Raw genomic sequence first — 18667 nt, forward strand, 5'->3', positions numbered from 1 at the left:
TGGGTACCCGGCTGCGTCAGGCACTCGACCCCGCCGGTGTGTGCACCTCGATCTGGACTCCGGCGATGCCGAGGAGGACAGCGACAACAAGGTCCGGCGCTCGTATCGGTCGGCGAATGAACCCCGCCCCGACCACGCGGCTCACGCCGTTCCGAGCGTCTCCGTCACAGCCAGCAGGCCGTCCGGAGTACCGCCCATGATGAGAGCGGCGTGCTCGGTGATCACCTCGGCGGGCCAGTCCCACCACCGGGCCCGCAGCAGCGTCTCGACCTCGTCGGGTGTGAAGCGGGTCCGGATGGCGCGGGCGGGATTACCCGCCACGATCGCATACGGTTCGACATCCTTGGTCACCACCGAATGCGCGGCGACCACGGCGCCGTCGCCGATGCGCACCCCGGGCATGATCGTGGCCGACCGGCCGATCCATACATCGTTGCCGATCACCGTATCGGGCAGCGGCTCGATCGCGGTGAAAACCTCGAGTGTGTTCTCCGTCCACGCACCACCGAACATGGTGAACGGGTAGGTGGACGGGCCGACCATGGGATGGTTGCCCCCGGGCATCAGGAAGGTCGCGCGGGGCGCGATCGCAGTGAACCGGCCGATCACCAGCCGTTGCGGGCCGTAGTTGTAGAGGACATTGGCTTCCTGGAACGGCACACCGCTGCCCTCGTCGTCGAAGTAGGTGAACGCACCCACCTCGAGGAACGGGGAGTCGACCTGATTCGCCAGGAACACCACATTCGTCAGGTCCGGACGAGTGGATGGATGTAATTGCATCGGATCGGGCGCAGCCAATGCTTCCTCCCTATTTCGCACCGATAACGGCCGCTGGGGCGCGAGCCGACCGTGCCGACTCTACGGAGCAGCGCCGATACCCGGTCGAGCCGGCGCGCGAACCCGCGGCCGGTCGGCCATCCGGCCATGGCGCGTCCGCGGCCTGGCCGAGGTCGATCCCGACCGGGTGAGGCGGGATATTCCCCGGGCCCGACAGCCGCGCGCCGCGGACACAGAACCGGCGACGCACGCGCACAGGCACCGGTTCGTGCGGTCCGACCCAGACCTGCCCGGCCGGTGCCGCCCGGCATAAGGTGTGCCCATGCCCGACACACGCACCGGCTATCTCACCGACGCGGCCGAGATCTATCGCCGATCGTTCTCGATCATTCGCTCCGAAGCCGAACTGGATCGGTTTCCGGCGGATATCGCGCAGGTGGTGGTGCGGATGATCCACGGCTGCGGCCAGGTCGATCTGGCGGGCGATATCGCGTTCACGCCCGGCGTGGTGGCGGCTGCGCGGAGTGCCCTGCAAGGCGGTGCTCCCATCCTGTGCGACGCGAACATGGTGGCCTCGGGCGTCACCCGGATGCGGTTACCGGCCGACAACGAGGTGCTGTGCCTGCTGCGCGACCCGCGGGTCCCCGATCTCGCGGCCCGGCTCCGAACCACCCGATCGGCGGCCGCGCTGGAACTGTGGCGTGACCGCCTCGAGGGGGCCGTGGTGGCCATCGGAAACGCGCCGACCGCACTGTTCCACCTGCTGGACATGGTCGCGGCCGGTGGCCCCACACCCGCTGCTGTGCTGGGCATCCCGGTGGGCTTCGTCGGCGCCGCCGAATCCAAGGAAGCCCTTACGGAGGTCTCGGGTCTGCAATACCTGACGGTCCGCGGGCGGCGCGGCGGCAGCGCAATCACCGCCTCGGCTCTGAACGCAATCGCGAGCGAAGAGGAATGACCGTGCGGACCGGGAAACTCTGGGGTGTCGGGCTGGGGCCCGGGGACCCCGAACTGGTGACGGTGAAAGCGGCGCGGATCATCGCCGAGGCCGATGTGATCGCGTTTCACAGCGCCCGCCACGGGCGCAGTATTTCGCGCGGGATCGCGCAACCGTATATGCGGCCGGGTCAGCTCGAGGAGCATCTGATCTATCCGGTGACCACCGAGAGCACCGACCATCCGGGCGGCTATCAGGGCGCCATCGACGAGTTCTATGCCGCGGCCGCCGAGCGGCTGGCCACGCATCTGGCGGCGGGTCGCTCGGTGGCACTGCTGGCTGCGGGGGATCCGCTGTTCTACAGCTCCTATATGCATATGCACCGGCGGCTGGCCGGCCGGTTCGAGGCGGAGATCATTCCGGGTATCACCTCGGTGAGCGCGGCGACAGCAGCCCTGGGTACGCCGCTCGTCGAAGGCGAACAGGTTCTCACCGTGCTGCCCGGCACCATGGCACCGGACGAACTCACCCGCCGGCTCGCCGACAGCGATGCGGCCGCGATCATGAAACTCGGCCGCACCTATCCGGCCGTCCGTAAGGCGCTGGCCGACTCCGGCCGGCTCGACCGCGCCTACTACGTGGAACGAGCAAGCACCGGCCGTGAACGCGTTCTGGCCGCCGGCGATGTCGACGAATCACAGGTCCCTTATTTCGCGATCACCATCGTGCCGGGGCCGGAACCGACGACCGTACTGCCCGCGGCCGAACGTTTCGGGGCGACGCCGTCGGAGGAAACCGGCGCGGGCCACGGCCTGCACTCCGCCGGCACAGGGGGGGTGACCGCCGAACCGGCCACGGCTCCCGGCACAAACTTCGACAGCGGCCGGTCGACTCAGGACCGGCAGACCGGCGACGACGGCGAACGGACAACAGCGCCGACCGGCGCCGGCCCGAGCTCCGCATCCGAAGCCCACAACTTACGCCGCGAACCGGGACTTACGGCGCAATCCGGAACGGGCACGGGTGAGGTCGTCGTCGTCGGACTCGGCCCGGGCGATATCGCATGGACCACCCCGGAAGTCACCGCGGCGCTCACCGCTGCGACCGATCTCGTCGGCTACACCACCTATATCGACCGGGTCCCCGTGCGCGCCGGCCAGCGCCGCCACGCCAGCGATAACCGGGTGGAATCCGAACGCGCCGCGATGGCTCTGGATCTCGCTGCGCGGGGCGGGCGGGTGGCCGTGGTGTCCTCCGGTGATCCCGGGGTGTTCGCCATGGCGGCCGCGGTGCTCGAAGAATCCGCCGACCCGCAGTGGGCGGGGGTGCCGGTGCGGGTGCTGCCGGGGGTGACGGCAGCGAATGCCGTGGCCAGCCGGGTGGGCGCACCCCTGGGCCACGATTACGCGACCCTCTCGCTGTCGGATCGGCTGAAACCGTGGGAGGTGGTGGCGCGACGGCTGGCCGCGGTCGCCGCCGCCGATATGGCGATCGCGGTGTACAACCCGGCGTCCAGTAAACGCAGCTGGCAGGTCGGGGCGATGAAGGACATCCTGCTCGAGCACCGCACGCCGGAAACTCCGGTGGTACTCGGACGCGATGTCGGAGGTCCACAGGAGTCGGTGCGAGTGGTGCCGCTCGGCGAGCTCGATCCCGCCGAGGTGGATATGCGTACCCTGCTGATCATCGGCGCCTCCACCACCTCCGTGGTCGGTGGCGACGACGCGCTGCGGGTTTTCACGGCACGGCGATATCACGGCTGAAGCCTCGATCCGATAGCATTCCACTATGGAATAACGTCGGAGAAAGGGGTCACGCGGTGAACGGCAATCGGAAGCGGCCATTGAACTCCACGGCCGCCTCTTTGCTGGGTTTCCTGCACGAGGGCCCGATGTCCGGATGGGATCTGGTGACTCTCGCTCAGGAACGGATCGGCGATTTCTGGACCATCACCCAGAGTCAGGTCTACCGGGAACTGGCCACCATGGACGCGGCGGGTCTGGTGCTGAAAGGGGAAGCCGGTGCCCGGGAACGCACCCCGTATCGGATCACCGATGCCGGGCGCGCGGAGTTCGCCGAGTGGATCGCCCGCGATCCGGGCGCGGAGACCATCCGATTCCCGCTGCTGCTCACCCTGCATTTCGGCGGTCATCTGGACCGCGCGCACCTGGCCGCCATCATCGACAACAGCCGAAAAGTGCATCAGGAACGGCTGGACCGGTACCAGGTCGACTCGGCGCGGACAATGCCCCCGTACGCGCGCGCCACCCTGGAGTTCGGGATCGGTTACGAACGCGCTGTTCTGGAGTGGTTCGACCGGTTACCGGAGCTCCTGAACCCCTGAGATCGGCGCCGCGGCCGACTTTCCGCCGCTTCCCGGACGAGCCGCCTGTCTCCGGTAGGGCTCAGGCGCCCGCCCGCAACGTCCCGTTCCTCGCCGCCGGAACAGGTAATCGGGGGTTGGCCACGGCCACAGCACCGAACGACCACGAAGCCGGCTCCGGCCTCCGGGGCTCATCGGCACGGCTCCACAGAACGACCGGATCGACTGCAATCCCGTTGTCCGATCGCACCACGCACGGGCGGTACCGAGCGTCGACCGCACCCGCTGCCCCAGGTGTACTCGCCCAGCGGAAGTCAGGCCCGTCCCTGCACCTATCGGGTAGCCGCGCTATAATGACCGATTGCGTTGCGTGGCAGCATAAGCGATGACCCATGCATGCGCGGCGCCGACGGACGCGACCTCGACGAACCCGGGAGGCACCTGCGGCCGATCGACCATGACGACAGGTACGCCCGCATGCCGGGCCGCGACGAGTTTGGCCGCGGTGGCCGCACCGCCGCTGTCCTTGGTGACGAGCACGTCGAGACGGTGTTCCGCAAGCAACGCGCTTTCCGACTCCACCGTGAACGGGCCGCGGGCGAGCAGGATCTCGTGGCGCGGCGGCAGCGCGGCTTCGGGTGGATCGATAGCGCGGATCAGATACCACGGGCGGTTGTATCCGGCGAAAGCACCGACCCCTTGCCGGCCGATCGTCAGCAGGATCCGGTCACCGGTGTCCGCCGATACCCGTGCGGCCGCGGCCAGGTCCGGAACCCGCAGCCAGTGGTCGCCGGGTCCGGCAGTCCAGCCCGGGCGGCTGAGCCGGACCATGGGCAGACTCAACTCCGCACACACCCGCGCCGCATGCGCGGTCATGGTGGCGGCGAACGGATGGGTGGCGTCGAGGACAAGCTCTATTTCGTTGCCCGTCAGCCACTTCCGCAGCCCCTCGACACCACCGAAGCCGCCGACCCGAACGGTCCCGCCGGGACGTACCGGATCGGATACTCGACCGGCGAGCGAGGACACGATCTCGAGTCCTCGCTCGCCGGCCAGTGCACGGGCCAGTTCCCGTGCCTCCCCGGTACCGCCCAGCAGCAGAATTCTCAGGGCTGCCCACTGAAGTAGGCCATGGCCGAATCCAGCAGCGGCGGCCCACCGGCCACCGCGAGTCCGATACCGGCGCCGATGATGGCACCGGGCGCACCCGCCACCGGGGTGGCCTGCGGGGTGAGGGTCAGCCGGCGGCTGTCCTCGTCGATGGTGGCGGCGACAGCGACCACCTCACCGCCGGTCTGCTGGTTCAGCGGGATACTGGTGCGGCATTCGCCCGCGGCACTGGTCAGCACCACCGCGTTGTTGGCGGCATCCAGACTGAACGCACCCCCGGAAACCGTGGTGACCAGCGATTTACCGGCCTCTGCGAGCGCCAGGGTGTAATCGAGGCCGCCGCGATCGTGGCCGGTTACTTCCGGTACCGCGTTCGCCGACTGTTCAACGGCCGGCGCCGCGGGGGCAGGAGCGGCGTAGCCGGTGCCGGCTCCGATCCCGGTCGCGGCGGCCGCCATAATCGCGGTGGCGGCGAATCTTCTGTACTTCACTCGTGTTCTCCGACGTTACGCGCAAGCCCGGTGACCCACGCTCGGAACGCACAGTGACATTACTCGCGCTGTCCGATTCGTCCGTTCGATTGGCACCGTCACGCAGCCGTAGCGACCTATCGGCTCTTCACGACAGACCACTGTGTCACCGGTAGCTGCGGACGCCAGGTCGTGAAACGTCCCAGCGGCTCCCCGCGGTAGATCTGGAACCGGCGCAATTCTCCGCCGTGCTCCCCAGCCCACGCGGCCAACAGCGACTCCGATTCCGCAGTGACCGCATTGGCCACGAGCCGCCCACCCGCGGGCAGCCGCGACCAGCATCGTTCGAATAATTGCGGCGTGGTGAGGCCGCCCCCGAGAAAGATCGCGTCGGGGGTTCCCGCAACTGCGTCGGCCGCGAGTTCGGCAGCCGCCTCACCGCGCACCTCGATGTCGGGGACGCCCAGTGCGCGGGCATTTCCGGCGATCTGTTCGCGGCGCCGGTCCAGGATTTCGAAGATCACCGCCCGGCAGAACGGATGCGTGCGACACCATTCGATCGCAATACTGCCGGAACCGCCGCCGATATCCCACAGGGTCTCGCCGGGCCCCGGCGCGAGCGCAGCGAGAGTCAGCGCTCGGATCTCCGATTTGGTGAGCTGACCGTCGCCGGTATACGCGGAATCGGGCAGCCCCGGCTGCCGGGTGCGACGCGGATGTCCGGGTTCGCCGGTCACCGCTATCGCGACAATATTGAGCGGATCACCGGGCACTTCCCGCCAGTCCGCGGCGAGGCCCGAGACGATCCGTTCGGCCGGGCCACCCAATTGCTCCAGCAACGTCACACGGGAGGGCCCGAACCCGTGAGCGCGCAACAGTTCCACGATCTCGGCGGGGGTCCCGGCGTCCGCGCTGAGGACGAGTACGCGGCGGCCGTCGATCAGTTCCGGCAGCACCCGCCGGACCGGCCGGCCGACCGCGCTCACAATGCCTACCTCGGGTAGCGGCCAGCCGAGCCGGGCGCAGGCCAGCGAGGCCGACGACGGCTGGGGCAGCACCCGCAGCGATTCGGGGCCCAGCAACCGCGCCAAGGTCGTGCCGATGCCGTAGAACATCGGGTCCCCACTGGCAAGTATCCCGAGCCGGGTGCCGCGCAGATCCGCCAGCAGACCCGGTAGCGCAGGCGCCAGCGGTGAGGGCCAGGGTTGCCGGTCGGCGGTGATCTCAGGGGGTAGCAGGGCAAGCTGCCGGTCCGACCCGAGCAGCACCGCGCATTCCCGCAATGCATCGCGCGACGTCTCCGGAAGACCCGCCCAGCCGTCGGCGCCGATACCGACCACGGGAATACGCGACCCGGCCCACCGCAACGCCGGGTCGGCGCTCATACCGCGCCTCCCCGGGCCGCTCCGGCAGTACCTCTCGGTCGCTCCCGGCGGGCGACACGGCACAACCAGGCCCCGACGGCGTACGGATCATGCTGCCGCCGGCCGGTGCAGGCGCTCACCGGGGCAGCCGCCGCCAGACTGCCTGGGGCAGCAGGCGCATTCCGAAAAACACGGGGCGCAGGATCCCGGGTATCCAGACCCGGCCCGCTCGACGGCCCAGCGCACCCACGACCGCATCGGCGACCTGGTCGGGCGTGCTGGAGAACGGCGCCGGCCGCATCCCCTCGGTCATCCGGCCGATCACGAATCCCGGGCGGGCCAGCAGCAGATGCACCCCGGTACCGTGCAGCGCATCGGCCAGACCGCTGGCGAAACCGTCCAACCCGGCTTTGGCCGACCCGTAGACGTAGTTCGCCCGCCGGACCCGGACCCCCGCCACCGAACTGAATACGACGATATGTCCGCTGCTCTGGGCACGGAACTCGTTGGCGAGCACGGTGAGGACGCTGAGCTGGGCTGTGTAATCGGTGTGCACCACGGCCAGCGCGTGGCCGGGGTCTGCCTCGGCCAGCGCCTGATCACCCAGTACGCCGAACGCGAGGACCGCGACACCGACCGGGCCGTAGTCGGCGACGATCTTGGCCAGCAGCGCCGGATGGCTCGCAGTGTCGATGGCATCGAATTCGACAGGATGAACCGCTGTCGCACCGGCCGCGGTGAGCGCCGCGGTCTCGGTGTGCAGTTCTTCGCAGCGCCGTGCGGCCAGGACCACGGCCCTGCCGGGTGCCAGTCGCAGCGCCATCTGCAAACCGATTTCGCTGCGTCCACCCAGCACCAGCACTGTGCCCGGGTCGATCCCTCGTCTACGACGCACAACCATGCGCTCAGTCTGTCATCCGGTGCGGGTCGCGGGCCGCACCGGGAGACCCCGGGTCGGGTCCAGGTCACCCGCTACGGTCCTCGTATGGCAACCCATACCGTCGAATTGTCTCCCGCCGCCGTCGAGTTCCTCACCGAACGGCATCTGGCCACCCTCACCACCCTGCGTTCCGATGGCACCCCGCATGTGGTGCCGGTGGGTTTCACCTGGGATGGGACTGCCGGGCTGGTCCGCGTGATCACCAGTGGCAGTTCGGTGAAGGCCCGCAACATCCGGCGGTCCGGCTACGCCGCGGTCGGTCAGGTCGACGGCCGGCGCTGGCTCACCTTGGAGGGCCCGGCCACGGTCCTGGACGAACCGGCGCAGGTCCGGGAAGCCGAGAGCCGCTACGCCGAGCGCTACCGCACCCCGCGGGAAAACCCGGCCCGCGTGGTACTCGCGATCGATGTTCGCCGGGTGCTGTGCGGGGTCGCCTTGCGGACGGCCTGAAGCGCCGCGTCTCGGCGTCGACGAGCCCGACGGTGGGCACTCGGGTCCCGGGCCGCCTGCCGATTCCTCATCCGAGCGCCCGGCGGCGTGCGGTCGTCGCGGGTACGACCCTGGGCCTCCGACGGCCCTGTGCTCCGTTCATACCGCCCGAAGCCGCTCAGGTGATTCGATCCGCGACCGAAGCCGACACAACCGTTCGGCCGCCGGCGGCACCGAAGACCTCATCGATGCGTCCGGCCGCCCTGTGCCGGGCGCCGACCTCCGGCCCGGTCGTGCCGTCAGACAGGCAGGACGGTGAGGCCGTGCGGCTGCTGGTTCATCGACACGCAACCGTCCTCGGTGACCACCACGATGTCCTCGATCCGGGCGCCCCATTCACCGGGGAAATAGATCCCCGGTTCGATACTGAAGGCCATACCGGGGCGCAACTCCAGATCGTTGCCCGCGACGATATACGGCTCCTCGTGTACCGATAGGCCGATCCCGTGCCCGGTGCGGTGGACGAACGCCGCACCGAGGCCGGCGGCCCCCAGCGGCTCGCGGGCCGCCGCGTCCACCGCCGCGGCCCGTACCCCCGGGCGGACGGCGGCCACGGCGGCGGCCTGGGCCCGTTCCAGTTCAGCGCAGCGAGCGGCGATCTCCGGATCGGGTTCGCCGAGTACGTAGGTGCGGGTGGAATCCGAGTAGTAGCCGGGTTCCACCGGACCGCCGATATCGATGACCACCACATCACCGGCCTCGATTCGCCGGTCCGACACCTCGTGGTGCGGTATGGCACCGTTGGGCCCACTGCCGACGATGACGAACTCGGCCCCGGTATGCCCTTCGGCCACGATCGCGTCGTTGATATCCTTCCCGACCTCGGACTCGGTGCGCCCCACCTGCAGGAATTCACCCATCCGGGCATGGACGCGGTCGATGGCGGCGCCCGCGCGGCGCAGCGCTTCGATCTCCGCGTCGTCCTTGATCATGCGCAGCTCCCGCAGGACCGGGGTCGCCGAGACGGGCAGCCCGCTGAAACTGTGCGCCAGCGGCAGGAGATGTAGCGCGGGCATCGCATCCGCGACCGCCACCCGCGACCCGATATGCAACACCGACTGCACCAGGTCGTAGGGGTTCACGCCATCCACCCAGTCCAGGACCCGCAGCCCCAGCTCGTCGACGGCGGACTCCTGCAACCCGGCGACCTCCAGCTTCGGTACCACGACCGAGGGGGTGGCCTTGTCGGAGGTGATCACCAGGCAGGTGAGCCGCTCGAACGATTGCGCGGACGATCCGATGAGATACCGCAGGTCGGGGCCGGGAGTGATGAGCAGTGCATCCAGGTGCGCTTCGCGGATCAGCTGTACCGCCCGCTCCAGCCGCTGCTCGTAGATTTCCGCCGCGAACCGTGACTCCGTGTGCGCGCTCATGATCTCGAACTTACCCGGTGTCCGGGGGCGGTACACCGGATCCGTCGGTGCCGCCCGGTAGATTCCGGCGGGTGACTACGACCGAATCCGCACCGCGTCCACTGCTGCTGCTGGACGGAGCGAGTCTGTGGTTCCGGGCTTTCCACGCCATCCCGGACAAGATCACCGCGCCGGACGGCAGATCGGTGAACGCTCTGCGCGGGTTCACCGATATGGTGGCCGCGCTCATCACCCGGTACCGTCCCGCCCGCCTGGTGGTCTGCCTCGATCTGGATTGGCGCCCACAGTTCCGGGTGGATCTGGTGCCGACCTACAAAACGCATCGCCTGGATACCTCCCCGGCCGCCGACCCGGGCGCCGAGGTAGTACCGGACCGGTTGACACCGCAGGTCGAGATGATTCTGGAGGTGCTCGCCGCCGCCGGTATCGCCACCGGCGGCGCGGCCGGCCTCGAGGCCGACGATGTGCTCGGCACCCTGGCCTTCACCGAACGCACCGATCCGGTGGTCGTAGTCAGCGGCGACCGTGATCTGCTGCAAGTCGTGCGCGATACACCCGAACCGCCGGTCCGGGTGCTCTATGCCGGTCGGGGGCTGGCCAAGGCAGAGCTCTTCGGCCCCACCGAGATAGCGGCCAAATACGGTGTACCGCCGGAGAACGCAGGCCCCGCCTATGCCGATATGGCCACATTGCGTGGTGATTCGTCCGATGGGCTGCCCGGCGCGGCCGGGATCGGCGAGAAGACCGCTGCCACCCTGATCAGCCGGTTCGGCTCGCTCGAGGCGTTACGCGCCGCTGTGGACGATCCCGGCGCCGAGCTCGCCCAGGGTATCCGCGCCAAACTCCGTGCCGCCGCCGCCTACCTCGACGCCGCGGCCCCGGTGGTGCGCGTGGTCCGCGACGCGGATGTGATCCTGTCCCGCCCGGATACGCTGCATCCCATCCCCGCCGACGCCGATGCGCTCCAGGAACTGGCCTCGACCTACAACGCCGAAAGCCCCGTCAAACGCTTGATCGCAGCCCTCGCGACTTGCGCCTGACAGTCCGCGACCGGGCGCCTGGAAAGGTCCCGGAGCCTGGCAGACCACAGCCGAATCCGCCGAACCGGAGGCGGGGACGGAACTCGGCCAGGCATGCGCCCACCAGGGCTGCGTACCGAACCGAACGCCCCCGTGGACGTGCAGCATGAACCACAGCGCGGCGGTGCCGACCGCGACCACGATGGATGGCGGACCGGGCCCGTATCCCTGCGGCTGCGTAGATCTCGGCGAGGTACTCGCAGTTCGACCCGCGCAGAGCCCACCATGCTCATCACAACCCGTTAAATGCGCATATCGTCATATGGAGATGGTGATCCCTGGACCAGCGACGTGAGGGATGGACAACTCCGGGAGCCGAGTCCGTCGAGGCCCTGAAACGGTTCACCCTCCCCGCTGTCAGCACTCGACGCGATGCGGCGAAGCCGCGCGGGTCGAGTGCTGACAGCAAGGTCGGGCCGAAAATTGCAGCGCCGCAACCGAAGACAACTCAGCTCGGTCGGCCGACCTCGTAGGTCCCGTCATCCTTGGTGATCTTGATATTGACCGTCTTGTCTTCGCCACCGATCTTCAGGTCGCAGGTGAACGTCGCGTCCACCGCAACCTCCTGTCCCGCCGGGCACTGGACATCCTTGACGTCCTCGATCCCGTAGGACTCCGCGAGCACCTTGGCCACCCCGGTCTGCACCGCGGCCTGATCCAGCTCGTCCTTGGCGGTCAGCATCAGGATCGCGACCACCACACCGGCCACGACCACTACACCGAGCAGCACGAGCCCGGCAATCACGCCGGTTTTCTTACCGCCCCCGCCGGCGGGTTGCTGCTGCGCACCCCACTGCTGCTGGCTCGGCTGCCCCCACTGCCCGGATTGTGCCTGCGGCTGCTGACCCCACTGCTGCTGTTGCTGCTGATTCGGGTCACCCCACTGCTGCTGGGACTGCGGCTGCTGCTGGTTCGGGTCGCCCCACTGCTGCTGGGGCTGCTGGGGCTGATTCGGGTCGCCCCACTGCTGCGGCGGCGGCTGCTGACCCCACTGCTGCTGGGTCGGTTCGCTCCACGGCTGCGGCTGGGGTTGCTGGGGCTGGGGTTGCGGCTGGCTCCACTGCTGCGGCTGCCATTGCTGACCACCCTGATCCCCACTGCCCCATTGCTGAGTGGCCTGGGCCTGCTGTGGATCGTTCGGGGGCTGGCTGGGTGGCTGGCTCCCCCACTGCGGCGCTGCGCCGGGCGGCTGCTGCCCACCCCAGACCTGGGTGGGATCGTTACGTCCCTCCCCGGGTCCCGGGGCGTCGTTCGGTCCGTACGGCCCACTCATCTGGTCGCCTCCACTCGCATCGTCAAACACACGGTAGCCCCCCGCGTGCGGTTGAAATCAAATCACAATCGATGGTCTCACGCTGCGTCCACGGCCACGACACCGCGCCGGATCGCCCGTACGGCCTTGGCCGCGGTGGCCGCGACCTCGGTATCGTCTGCGGTGCTGTGGATCTGGTCGAGCAGATCGATCACCTGACGACACCAGCGCACGAAATCGCCGGCCGACAACGGCGTACCCCGATCCCCGCCGGCCAGCATCGCGTCCACGAGGGCGTCGCCGCGGGCCCATTTGTAGATTCCGTCGACGAACCCGAGATCGGGTTCCCGAGTCGGCGCAAGCCGGTGCTCGGATTCGTCGGTACGCAGCCGGGACCACTGGGTGATCGTGTCCGCCACCGCCCGGCGGATCGGCGCGGTCGGCCCGGTGGCACCGAGATAACCTCCCTCACTACGTGACTCGAAGACCAGCATGGATACGACGCCCGCCAATTCGGCCGGCCCCAAACCGCGCCACAGCCCCTGTCGCAGGCATTCCGCCACCAGCAGATCGCTTTCGGCGTAGATCCGGGCCAGCCGCCGCCCATCGGCGGTGACCTCGCCGTCGTGCACGAATCCGCGCTCTTCCAGCAGGCCGACGATCCGGTCGAAGGTGCGGGCCAGCGAATTCGTGGTCGCGGAGACCTTCTGCCGCATGGCCTCGGTCTCCCGGCGCACCCGGTTGTAGCGCTCCCCCACCCGGGCCAGCTGTTCGCGATCCGGCCGGGAATGTGCGGGATGGGCGCGCACTGTACGCCGTAGTGTCGCCAGTTCCGGATCGTCCGCACCGCGGGCACCTTTATCGCGCCGGCCACGGCTGGGCGCGGTGATCCCGGTACTGCGCAACGCCGATGCCAGGTCGCGGCGGATGCGGGCCGTGCGATGGTCGACCCGGCGCGGTAACCGCATCCGGCCCAGCGGTTCGGCGGGTACCGGGAAATCGGCGACCGATACGCGCCCCGCCCATTTGTCCTCGGTGAGCACCAGCGGACGCGGATCGCCCGGTGTGGCATCGGGTTCCAGGATCACGGCCAGACCGGCCCGGCGGCCCGCGCCGATGGCGACCACATCACCGCGCCGCAGTTCGGTCAGCGCCGCGACCCCGGCGGTCCGCCGATCGCTTCGGGTCTGCTGGTTCAGCTGCCGCTCCCGCTGTTTGATCCGTTCCCGCAGGCCGAAGTATTCGAGGAAACCGCCCTCCTCGCCACCGAGTTGCGCGGCCAGTTTGCGCAACTGACCTTCATTGCGCTCGATACCGCGCACGAGACCCACCACCGAACGATCGGCCTGGAACTGCGCAAAGGACCGCTCCAGCAGCATCCGCGCCTCATCGGACCCCAGCCGGTCGATCAGGTTGATCGACATGTTGTAACCGGGTTTGAAGGAGCTGCGCAGCGGATAGGTCCGGGTGGAGGCCAGGCCGGCGACCGCGCTGGTATCGACCTCGGGTTGCCAGAGCACCACCGCATGGCCCTCGACATCGATACCGCGTCGGCCTGCGCGGCCGGTGAGCTGCGTGTACTCCCCCGGAGTGAGTTCGGCATGCGTTTCGCCGTTGAATTTCACCAGCCGCTCCAGCACCACCGTGCGCGCGGGCATATTGATACCCAGGGCCAGGGTTTCGGTGGCGAACACCGCCCGCACCAGCCCCTTGACGAACAACTCCTCGACCGTATGCCGGAATGCGGGCAGCATCCCGGCATGATGTGCGGCCAGGCCCCGGTGCAGCGCCTCGCGCCACTCCCAGTAACCGAGCACTTCCAGGTCCGCCCGCGGCAGCTCGCCGGTGTGTTTCTCGATGATCGCGTCGACGACCTCCGGGTCGGCCGCACCACTCAGATTCAGTCCCGATCGCAGGCACTGGGCCAGCGCACCGTCACATCCGGCTCGGCTGAATATGAACGTGATAGCCGGAAGCAACGCTTCCTCGTCGAGCCGGGTCAGCACCTCGGGCCGGGGCATCGGGCGGAAGAATCGGCGCGGGCCGCCCCGGCCGCGGGGTCCACCCCAGCCGTCCATCCGGTCGGCGGCCTCGCGCTGTTTGATGTAGCGGACAAGATCGGAATCGACGAGAACGCGCTGATCGGAGGATTCACTGTCGAACAGATCGAACATCCGGCGGCCGACCATCACGTGCTGCCACAGCGGCACCGGCCGGGTCTCGTCCACCACCACCGCGGTATCGCCGCGCACGGTTTCCATCCAGGCGCCGAACTCCTCCGCATTGGACACCGTCGCGGACAAGCTCACCAGCCGCACCTCGGACGGCAGGTGCAGGATCACTTCTTCCCAGACCGCGCCGCGGAACCGGTCGGCCAGGTAGTGCACCTCGTCCATCACCACATAGGACAGCGCCCGCAGCGAATCCGACGACGCGTAGATCATATTGCGCAGCACCTCGGTGGTCATCACGATCACCTGCGCGTTCGGATTGATGGACTGATCGCCGGTGAGCAGCCCTACCCGGCCCCGGCCGTACCGTTCGGTCAGATCGGCGAACTTCTGGTTCGACAATGCCTTGATGGGTGTGGTGTAGAAACATTTACCGCCGGAGGCCAGCGCCAGATGCACCGCGAATTCCCCGACCACGGTTTTCCCCGCCCCGGTGGGCGCGCACACCAGCACTCCGTGGCCGTTCTCCAGGGCGGTACAGGCTTGGCGCTGAAACGGGTCCAGCTCGAATGTCAGCTCGGCGGCGAACCGGGACAGTTCGGCGGTCAGCGACGCGTTCGGTGTCACCTGTCCGAGACTAATGGAGGATTACGACACCGGTCGCGCCGATAGAATCCGCCGGTCGTCCACGGCCATACGAGCAGGCTCAGAGCGTGTCCGAATAGTCCGGTGCCGCCCCCTTGGCCGGGCCGGGTGCGCGCACCGGGTCCGTCGCGGTGACCGGCGCCGCCGGGTCGACCGGCGAGGGCGCTCCGATCCGCGATGCCTGCTCGTCGTCGAGGGCGCCCAGCTCCTGTTCGGCACGTTTGGCGCGCCGCCTGTCGTTGATCCGCGCGAACTGCACCGCCACTTCGAACAGCACGGTCAGCGCGAGAGCCAGAGCCAGCATCGAGAACGGGTCCTGGGGGGTGACGATCGCCGCGAAGACGAACAAACCGAAGATGATGCCGCGACGCCACGCCTTCAACCGTTCGTAGGTGAGGATCCCGATCAGGTTGAGCCCGATGATGAGCAACGGCGTTTCGAAACTGACCCCGAAGATGATCAGCAGCTGGATGATGAAACCGAAGTATTGGGAACCACTCAGCGCGGTGATCTGCACATTGTCACCGATGCTGAGCAGAAAGCTCAGGGCGTGCGCGATCACCCAGTACGCCAGGACCGCGCCGACTACGAACAGTACCGACCCCGAGGCCACGAAGCCGACCCCGTATTTGCGTTCCTTCGGGTACAGGCCCGGCGTGATGAACGCCCACAGCTGGTACAGCCAGATCGGGCAGGCCAGCACCACCCCGGCCGTCATACCGACCTTCAGCCGGAGCATGAACTGTTCGAACGGCCCGGTCGCAAGCAGCCGGCACTCCCCGTTCGGGGACAATGCGGCCCGCGCCGAATCGGGCAGATCGCAGTACGGACCGCGCAGGATCTCGCCGAGGCTGTCCATCCAGAGGAACGAATTCGCGTACCACAGGAAACCCACAACTGTGGTGACGACTATGGCCGCGATAGAAATCAGCAGCCGGGTGCGCAGCTCCCGGAGATGCTCGACCAGCGACATCGTGCCATCGGGATTCGTGCGCCGTTTGCTGCGCCGGGGGTCGAACGGAATTCGCATATGTGTGGATGCCCTCGTATCAGCGTGCCTCGCTCCGCTCGGCCTGCGGCACTGTACCCACCCCGGCGTTCACCTTCGCGGGGTGGGATCGGTGCCCGGTCGGCAGCGCCGGGTGGACAGCCGTCACAACCGGGCCCGGGCGAGCCCGGGCCCACGCCGGACGGGCCTCAGAGCGTTTTCGACTCGCTCCGGGTCTCGGTGGCCGATGTATTCGACTCCCGGCCCGACGGCAGTTCCGGAGCGGGCGTGGCGACACCGGTGCTCGCGGACTTGCCGTCGTTGTGCATCTCGCTCACCTCGCTCTTGAAGATCCGCAGCGACCGGCCGAGCCCGCGAGCCGCCTCGGGCATCCGCTTCGCGCCGAAGAACACCAAGAACACCGCCGCGACGATCACCCAGTGCCAGATGCTCATAGAGCCCATTGTGGAACCTCCCAAGACTGTGGTCTCTCTGATGCTACCTGCCGTGATACCGGCACCGAACCCGAGCGGGGGCACTCACAGGCATGTCACAGCCGTTGTCAACCGCTGTTCACCGCCGCGCCGCTTCCGCGGCACCCACTCGGTCGGCGCACAGCAGGCCGATTCAGGCCGATTCGTCCAGTCCGGCGCCGTCATACGCCGCCAGCGCGGCCGCAGAGCGTTCCCGGACCGCCGCCACCAGTCCGGGTGGACTCAGCACCGTCACTCCGGACCCGAACCCGAGCACCAGCCTCGCCATCCAGTCCAGCGTGGCGAACCGCATCGTCGCCTCCAGACTGCCGTCCGGATGCACCGCCATCCGATGCATCGGATACTGGTCCAGCACCCACGCGTAATCGGGAGCGATCAGCAACCGTGCCAGCGGGACGGCCGGGTCGTCCTGGAACAGATCCAGGCCGGCATCGGTCGCCCGCGCTTCCTGCGGCGGCCGCGACGGTTCAGCGAGTTCCTCGGCCGATTCGATCCGATCGAACCGGAACAGGCGCACTCCTTCCGCTTCCCGGCACCAGCCCTGCAGGTAGCTGTTGTCGTCCACCGCGACGATACGAATGGGATCCACCACCCGCGTCGACACCACGTCACGGCTGGCCGAGTAGTACTCCAGCCGCAACGCCCGGCCCGCCGCCACCGCGGAGCGAACGGTGGTGACCGCGGGGGCCTCCTCGGGTGGCCCGGCCGAGGTCGCGGCCGGTGCGCCCCCGGAGATCGCCGCCTCGAGTTTCGCGATCGCCGCATGCGCCGCGGTCGGGTCCACCATCCCGGGCAGATCGACGATCGACCGCAACGCCACCAGCACCGCGGTCGCCTCGATGGATGTCAGGCGCAACGGACGCTCGATACCGGCGGTGAAGGTGACCTGCACGCTCTCCTCGGAGAACGACAGATCGATCAGATCGCCGGGCCCGTAACCGGGTAGGCCACACATCCACAGCTGGTTCAGATCCGCCATGAGCTGTTTGGTGGTGACCCCCAAGTCGGCGGCCGCCTCCGCGGCACTGATACCGGGGTTGGCCACGAAATACGGCACCATGTTCAGCAGGCGCGACAGCCGCGCCGACAACCGGGTACTCACAGCGCCACCTCGGTCCGATCGACAACCGACCGCAAGCGCGCCACCACATCCGCACGCAGGTCCGCGGGTTCCAGAACCAGTGCGTCCGGACCCAGGCCGGTGATCAGGCGGGCCAGCCAATGCTGCGACCGGATCGGTACCTCCAGCACACTGCCCGGCCGTCCACCGAAACTGCGATTGCCGACAACTTCACCGATCCGGCGCAGATCGCGGCCGCGCCCCTGCGCCACCCAGATCGTCGCGGACCCGGTGACGGGCGCGGTCCCGGTGACCTGCGCGACGATCCCCCGCAGATCGGTGCCGGCCGGCGCCTTCACCACATTGCGCGGCCCGTGCGGGGTGATTTCTTCGCCGATACGGGACAACCGGAAGGTTCGCACGGCGTCACGGTCCCGGTCGTGTCCCACCAGATACCAGCGGCCACGCAGGGTGACCACACCCCACGGTTCGACATCCCGCATCAGATACGGCGCGTTACTGGCCCCGCGATGCTCGAACCGCACCGCCTGACCGGCATCGATGGCCGCCAGCAACTTGCCCAGCACCGGTTCGGACCCCCGGGTCCGCGCCGGCACCGCGGGAATCGCAGCGAACGCGGTATCGGTTTCCACATGGATCCCGGCGGCCCGCAACTTCAGCAGCGCGCCGGCCGCGGCCGAAGCCAGCTCCGGGGACTCCCACATCTGCAGCGCCACCGCCACCGCAGCCGATTCCTCGCTGCTCAGATCGATATCGGGTAGCTCATACGCATCCCGGTTGATCCGGTACCCCTCCACCGTCGAGAACCGGCCCGAGGCACCCACCTCCAACGGAATGCCCAGATCGCGGAGCTCGTTCTTGTCCCGCTCGAACATCCGGCTGAACGCCTCGTCGCTGGCACATTCCTCGTACCCCGCGACACTCTCCCGGATCCGCTCCGCAGTCAGGAACTGCCGGGTCGACAGTAGCGCGATGACCAGATTCATCAGGCGCTCGACCTTGGATATCGCCACCCGACACAGAGTAATGGAGTGCTGCCGCGTCGCGTCGGCGCACGCCGACAAACCGTGCACAGCGGCCGGACCGGCGAAGGAGCTGTGGGCGCCGCCGCACCGAACCGGCCGGGCTCCTGGCCGCGCCGAGTTCAGCGAGGCCCTTCGACCCACAGGCCGGC

Annotated in this window: 17 protein-coding genes; 5 read left to right on the plus strand and 12 right to left on the minus strand. The window is 68.6% G+C overall.

The annotated features are described in order from the left end of the window. Positions 1-141: 141 nt before the first annotated feature. Positions 142-798: a CatB-related O-acetyltransferase gene (locus tag NS6_RS36140; protein WP_281211388.1), complete on the minus strand. Its 657-nt coding sequence runs from the start codon at positions 796-798 to the stop codon at positions 142-144. A 301-nt stretch (positions 799-1099) separates the two neighbouring features. Between NS6_RS36140 and NS6_RS04705 the strand changes: the two genes are divergently transcribed. The 3 genes from NS6_RS04705 to NS6_RS04715 all read left to right on the plus strand — a co-directional run bounded on the left by NS6_RS04705 (position 1100) and on the right by NS6_RS04715 (position 4058). Further along, a complete protein-coding gene (locus tag NS6_RS04705; RefSeq protein WP_068036820.1) occupies positions 1100-1735 on the plus strand; it encodes a precorrin-8X methylmutase in 636 nt (211 codons plus the stop codon). Continuing rightward, positions 1732-3477, plus strand: coding sequence for a precorrin-2 C(20)-methyltransferase (locus tag NS6_RS04710; protein ID WP_068036822.1), 1746 nt, complete (start codon positions 1732-1734; stop codon positions 3475-3477). The genes NS6_RS04705 and NS6_RS04710 overlap by 4 nt, the downstream gene beginning before the upstream one ends. Before the next feature lie 128 nt (positions 3478-3605). Beyond that, entirely contained in the window at positions 3606-4058 is a 453-nt protein-coding gene (locus tag NS6_RS04715) for a PadR family transcriptional regulator (protein WP_084470734.1), read from the plus strand. Between the two features lie 327 nt (positions 4059-4385). Here NS6_RS04715 and NS6_RS04720 read toward each other — a convergent pair whose 3' ends face one another. The 4 genes from NS6_RS04720 to dprE2 form a co-directional block, all read right to left on the minus strand. After that, a complete protein-coding gene (locus NS6_RS04720; RefSeq protein ID WP_084470613.1) occupies positions 4386-5147 on the minus strand; it encodes a cobalt-precorrin-6A reductase in 762 nt (253 codons plus the stop codon). Further along, positions 5144-5638 (minus strand): DUF8020 domain-containing protein, encoded by a 495-nt coding sequence (locus tag NS6_RS04725; RefSeq protein ID WP_068036830.1) that lies wholly within the window; start codon positions 5636-5638, stop codon positions 5144-5146. Before NS6_RS04725 ends, NS6_RS04720 begins: the two co-directional genes overlap by 4 nt. A gap of 116 nt (positions 5639-5754) precedes the next feature. Then, positions 5755-7002, minus strand: coding sequence for a bifunctional cobalt-precorrin-7 (C(5))-methyltransferase/cobalt-precorrin-6B (C(15))-methyltransferase (locus NS6_RS04730; RefSeq protein ID WP_068036834.1), 1248 nt, complete (start codon positions 7000-7002; stop codon positions 5755-5757). Positions 7003-7117: 115 nt separating this feature from the next. After that, complete coding sequence (gene dprE2 / locus NS6_RS04735) at positions 7118-7882, minus strand: decaprenylphospho-beta-D-erythro-pentofuranosid-2-ulose 2-reductase (RefSeq protein ID WP_068036836.1); 765 nt, start codon at positions 7880-7882, stop codon at positions 7118-7120. Between the two features lie 84 nt (positions 7883-7966). Here dprE2 and NS6_RS04740 point away from each other — a divergent pair, with 84 nt between their 5' ends. Next, positions 7967-8371: a pyridoxamine 5'-phosphate oxidase family protein gene (locus NS6_RS04740; RefSeq protein ID WP_068036837.1), complete on the plus strand. Its 405-nt coding sequence runs from the start codon at positions 7967-7969 to the stop codon at positions 8369-8371. 278 nt (positions 8372-8649) lie between these two features. Here NS6_RS04740 and NS6_RS04745 read toward each other — a convergent pair whose 3' ends face one another. Then, positions 8650-9783, minus strand: a complete 1134-nt coding sequence (locus NS6_RS04745) for a M24 family metallopeptidase (RefSeq protein WP_068037961.1) — start codon at positions 9781-9783, stop codon at positions 8650-8652. Positions 9784-9854: 71 nt separating this feature from the next. Here NS6_RS04745 and NS6_RS04750 point away from each other — a divergent pair, with 71 nt between their 5' ends. Then, positions 9855-10823, plus strand: coding sequence for a 5'-3' exonuclease (locus NS6_RS04750; RefSeq protein WP_068036839.1), 969 nt, complete (start codon positions 9855-9857; stop codon positions 10821-10823). Between the two features lie 487 nt (positions 10824-11310). Here the strand turns inward: NS6_RS04750 and NS6_RS04755 are convergent, their stop codons facing one another. From NS6_RS04755 to NS6_RS04780, 6 genes are all read right to left on the minus strand, one after another. After that, positions 11311-12135 carry a DUF4333 domain-containing protein gene (locus NS6_RS04755; RefSeq protein WP_068037964.1) on the minus strand — a complete coding sequence of 275 codons (825 nt, stop codon included), beginning with the start codon at positions 12133-12135 and terminating at the stop codon, positions 11311-11313. Positions 12136-12212: 77 nt separating this feature from the next. Further along, positions 12213-14912 carry a DEAD/DEAH box helicase gene (locus tag NS6_RS04760; RefSeq protein WP_068036841.1) on the minus strand — a complete coding sequence of 900 codons (2700 nt, stop codon included), beginning with the start codon at positions 14910-14912 and terminating at the stop codon, positions 12213-12215. A 79-nt stretch (positions 14913-14991) separates the two neighbouring features. Beyond that, a complete protein-coding gene (gene tatC / locus NS6_RS04765; protein WP_068036844.1) occupies positions 14992-15960 on the minus strand; it encodes a twin-arginine translocase subunit TatC in 969 nt (322 codons plus the stop codon). A 167-nt stretch (positions 15961-16127) separates the two neighbouring features. Next, positions 16128-16382 carry a Sec-independent protein translocase subunit TatA gene (tatA, locus tag NS6_RS04770; protein WP_068036847.1) on the minus strand — a complete coding sequence of 85 codons (255 nt, stop codon included), beginning with the start codon at positions 16380-16382 and terminating at the stop codon, positions 16128-16130. A 163-nt stretch (positions 16383-16545) separates the two neighbouring features. Beyond that, positions 16546-17514 (minus strand): helix-turn-helix transcriptional regulator, encoded by a 969-nt coding sequence (locus tag NS6_RS04775; RefSeq protein WP_068036850.1) that lies wholly within the window; start codon positions 17512-17514, stop codon positions 16546-16548. Further along, positions 17511-18506 carry a helix-turn-helix transcriptional regulator gene (locus tag NS6_RS04780; RefSeq protein ID WP_157112618.1) on the minus strand — a complete coding sequence of 332 codons (996 nt, stop codon included), beginning with the start codon at positions 18504-18506 and terminating at the stop codon, positions 17511-17513. The genes NS6_RS04775 and NS6_RS04780 overlap by 4 nt, the downstream gene beginning before the upstream one ends. Between the last annotated feature and the right edge of the window lie 161 nt (positions 18507-18667).

It is taken from the genome of Nocardia speluncae NBRC 108251 (assembly GCF_001613245.1).
Taxonomy (GTDB): Bacteria; Actinomycetota; Actinomycetes; order Mycobacteriales; family Mycobacteriaceae; genus Nocardia; species Nocardia speluncae.

Excerpts from the sequence above, each read along its gene's own strand:
- tatC (WP_068036844.1), bottom strand. The coding sequence starts at position 15,960 with ATGCGAATTCCGTTCGACCCCCGGCGCAGCAAACGGCGCACGAATCCC.
- NS6_RS04730 (WP_068036834.1), bottom strand. The coding sequence starts at position 7,002 with ATGAGCGCCGACCCGGCGTTGCGGTGGGCCGGGTCGCGTATTCCCGTG.
- NS6_RS04740 (WP_068036837.1), top strand. The coding sequence starts at position 7,967 with ATGGCAACCCATACCGTCGAATTGTCTCCCGCCGCCGTCGAGTTCCTC.
- dprE2 (WP_068036836.1), bottom strand. The coding sequence starts at position 7,882 with ATGGTTGTGCGTCGTAGACGAGGGATCGACCCGGGCACAGTGCTGGTG.
- NS6_RS04745 (WP_068037961.1), bottom strand. The coding sequence starts at position 9,783 with ATGAGCGCGCACACGGAGTCACGGTTCGCGGCGGAAATCTACGAGCAG.
- NS6_RS04715 (WP_084470734.1), top strand. The coding sequence starts at position 3,606 with ATGTCCGGATGGGATCTGGTGACTCTCGCTCAGGAACGGATCGGCGAT.
- NS6_RS04755 (WP_068037964.1), bottom strand. The coding sequence starts at position 12,135 with ATGAGTGGGCCGTACGGACCGAACGACGCCCCGGGACCCGGGGAGGGA.
- tatA (WP_068036847.1), bottom strand. The coding sequence starts at position 16,382 with ATGGGCTCTATGAGCATCTGGCACTGGGTGATCGTCGCGGCGGTGTTC.
- NS6_RS04710 (WP_068036822.1), top strand. The coding sequence starts at position 1,732 with ATGACCGTGCGGACCGGGAAACTCTGGGGTGTCGGGCTGGGGCCCGGG.
- NS6_RS04705 (WP_068036820.1), top strand. The coding sequence starts at position 1,100 with ATGCCCGACACACGCACCGGCTATCTCACCGACGCGGCCGAGATCTAT.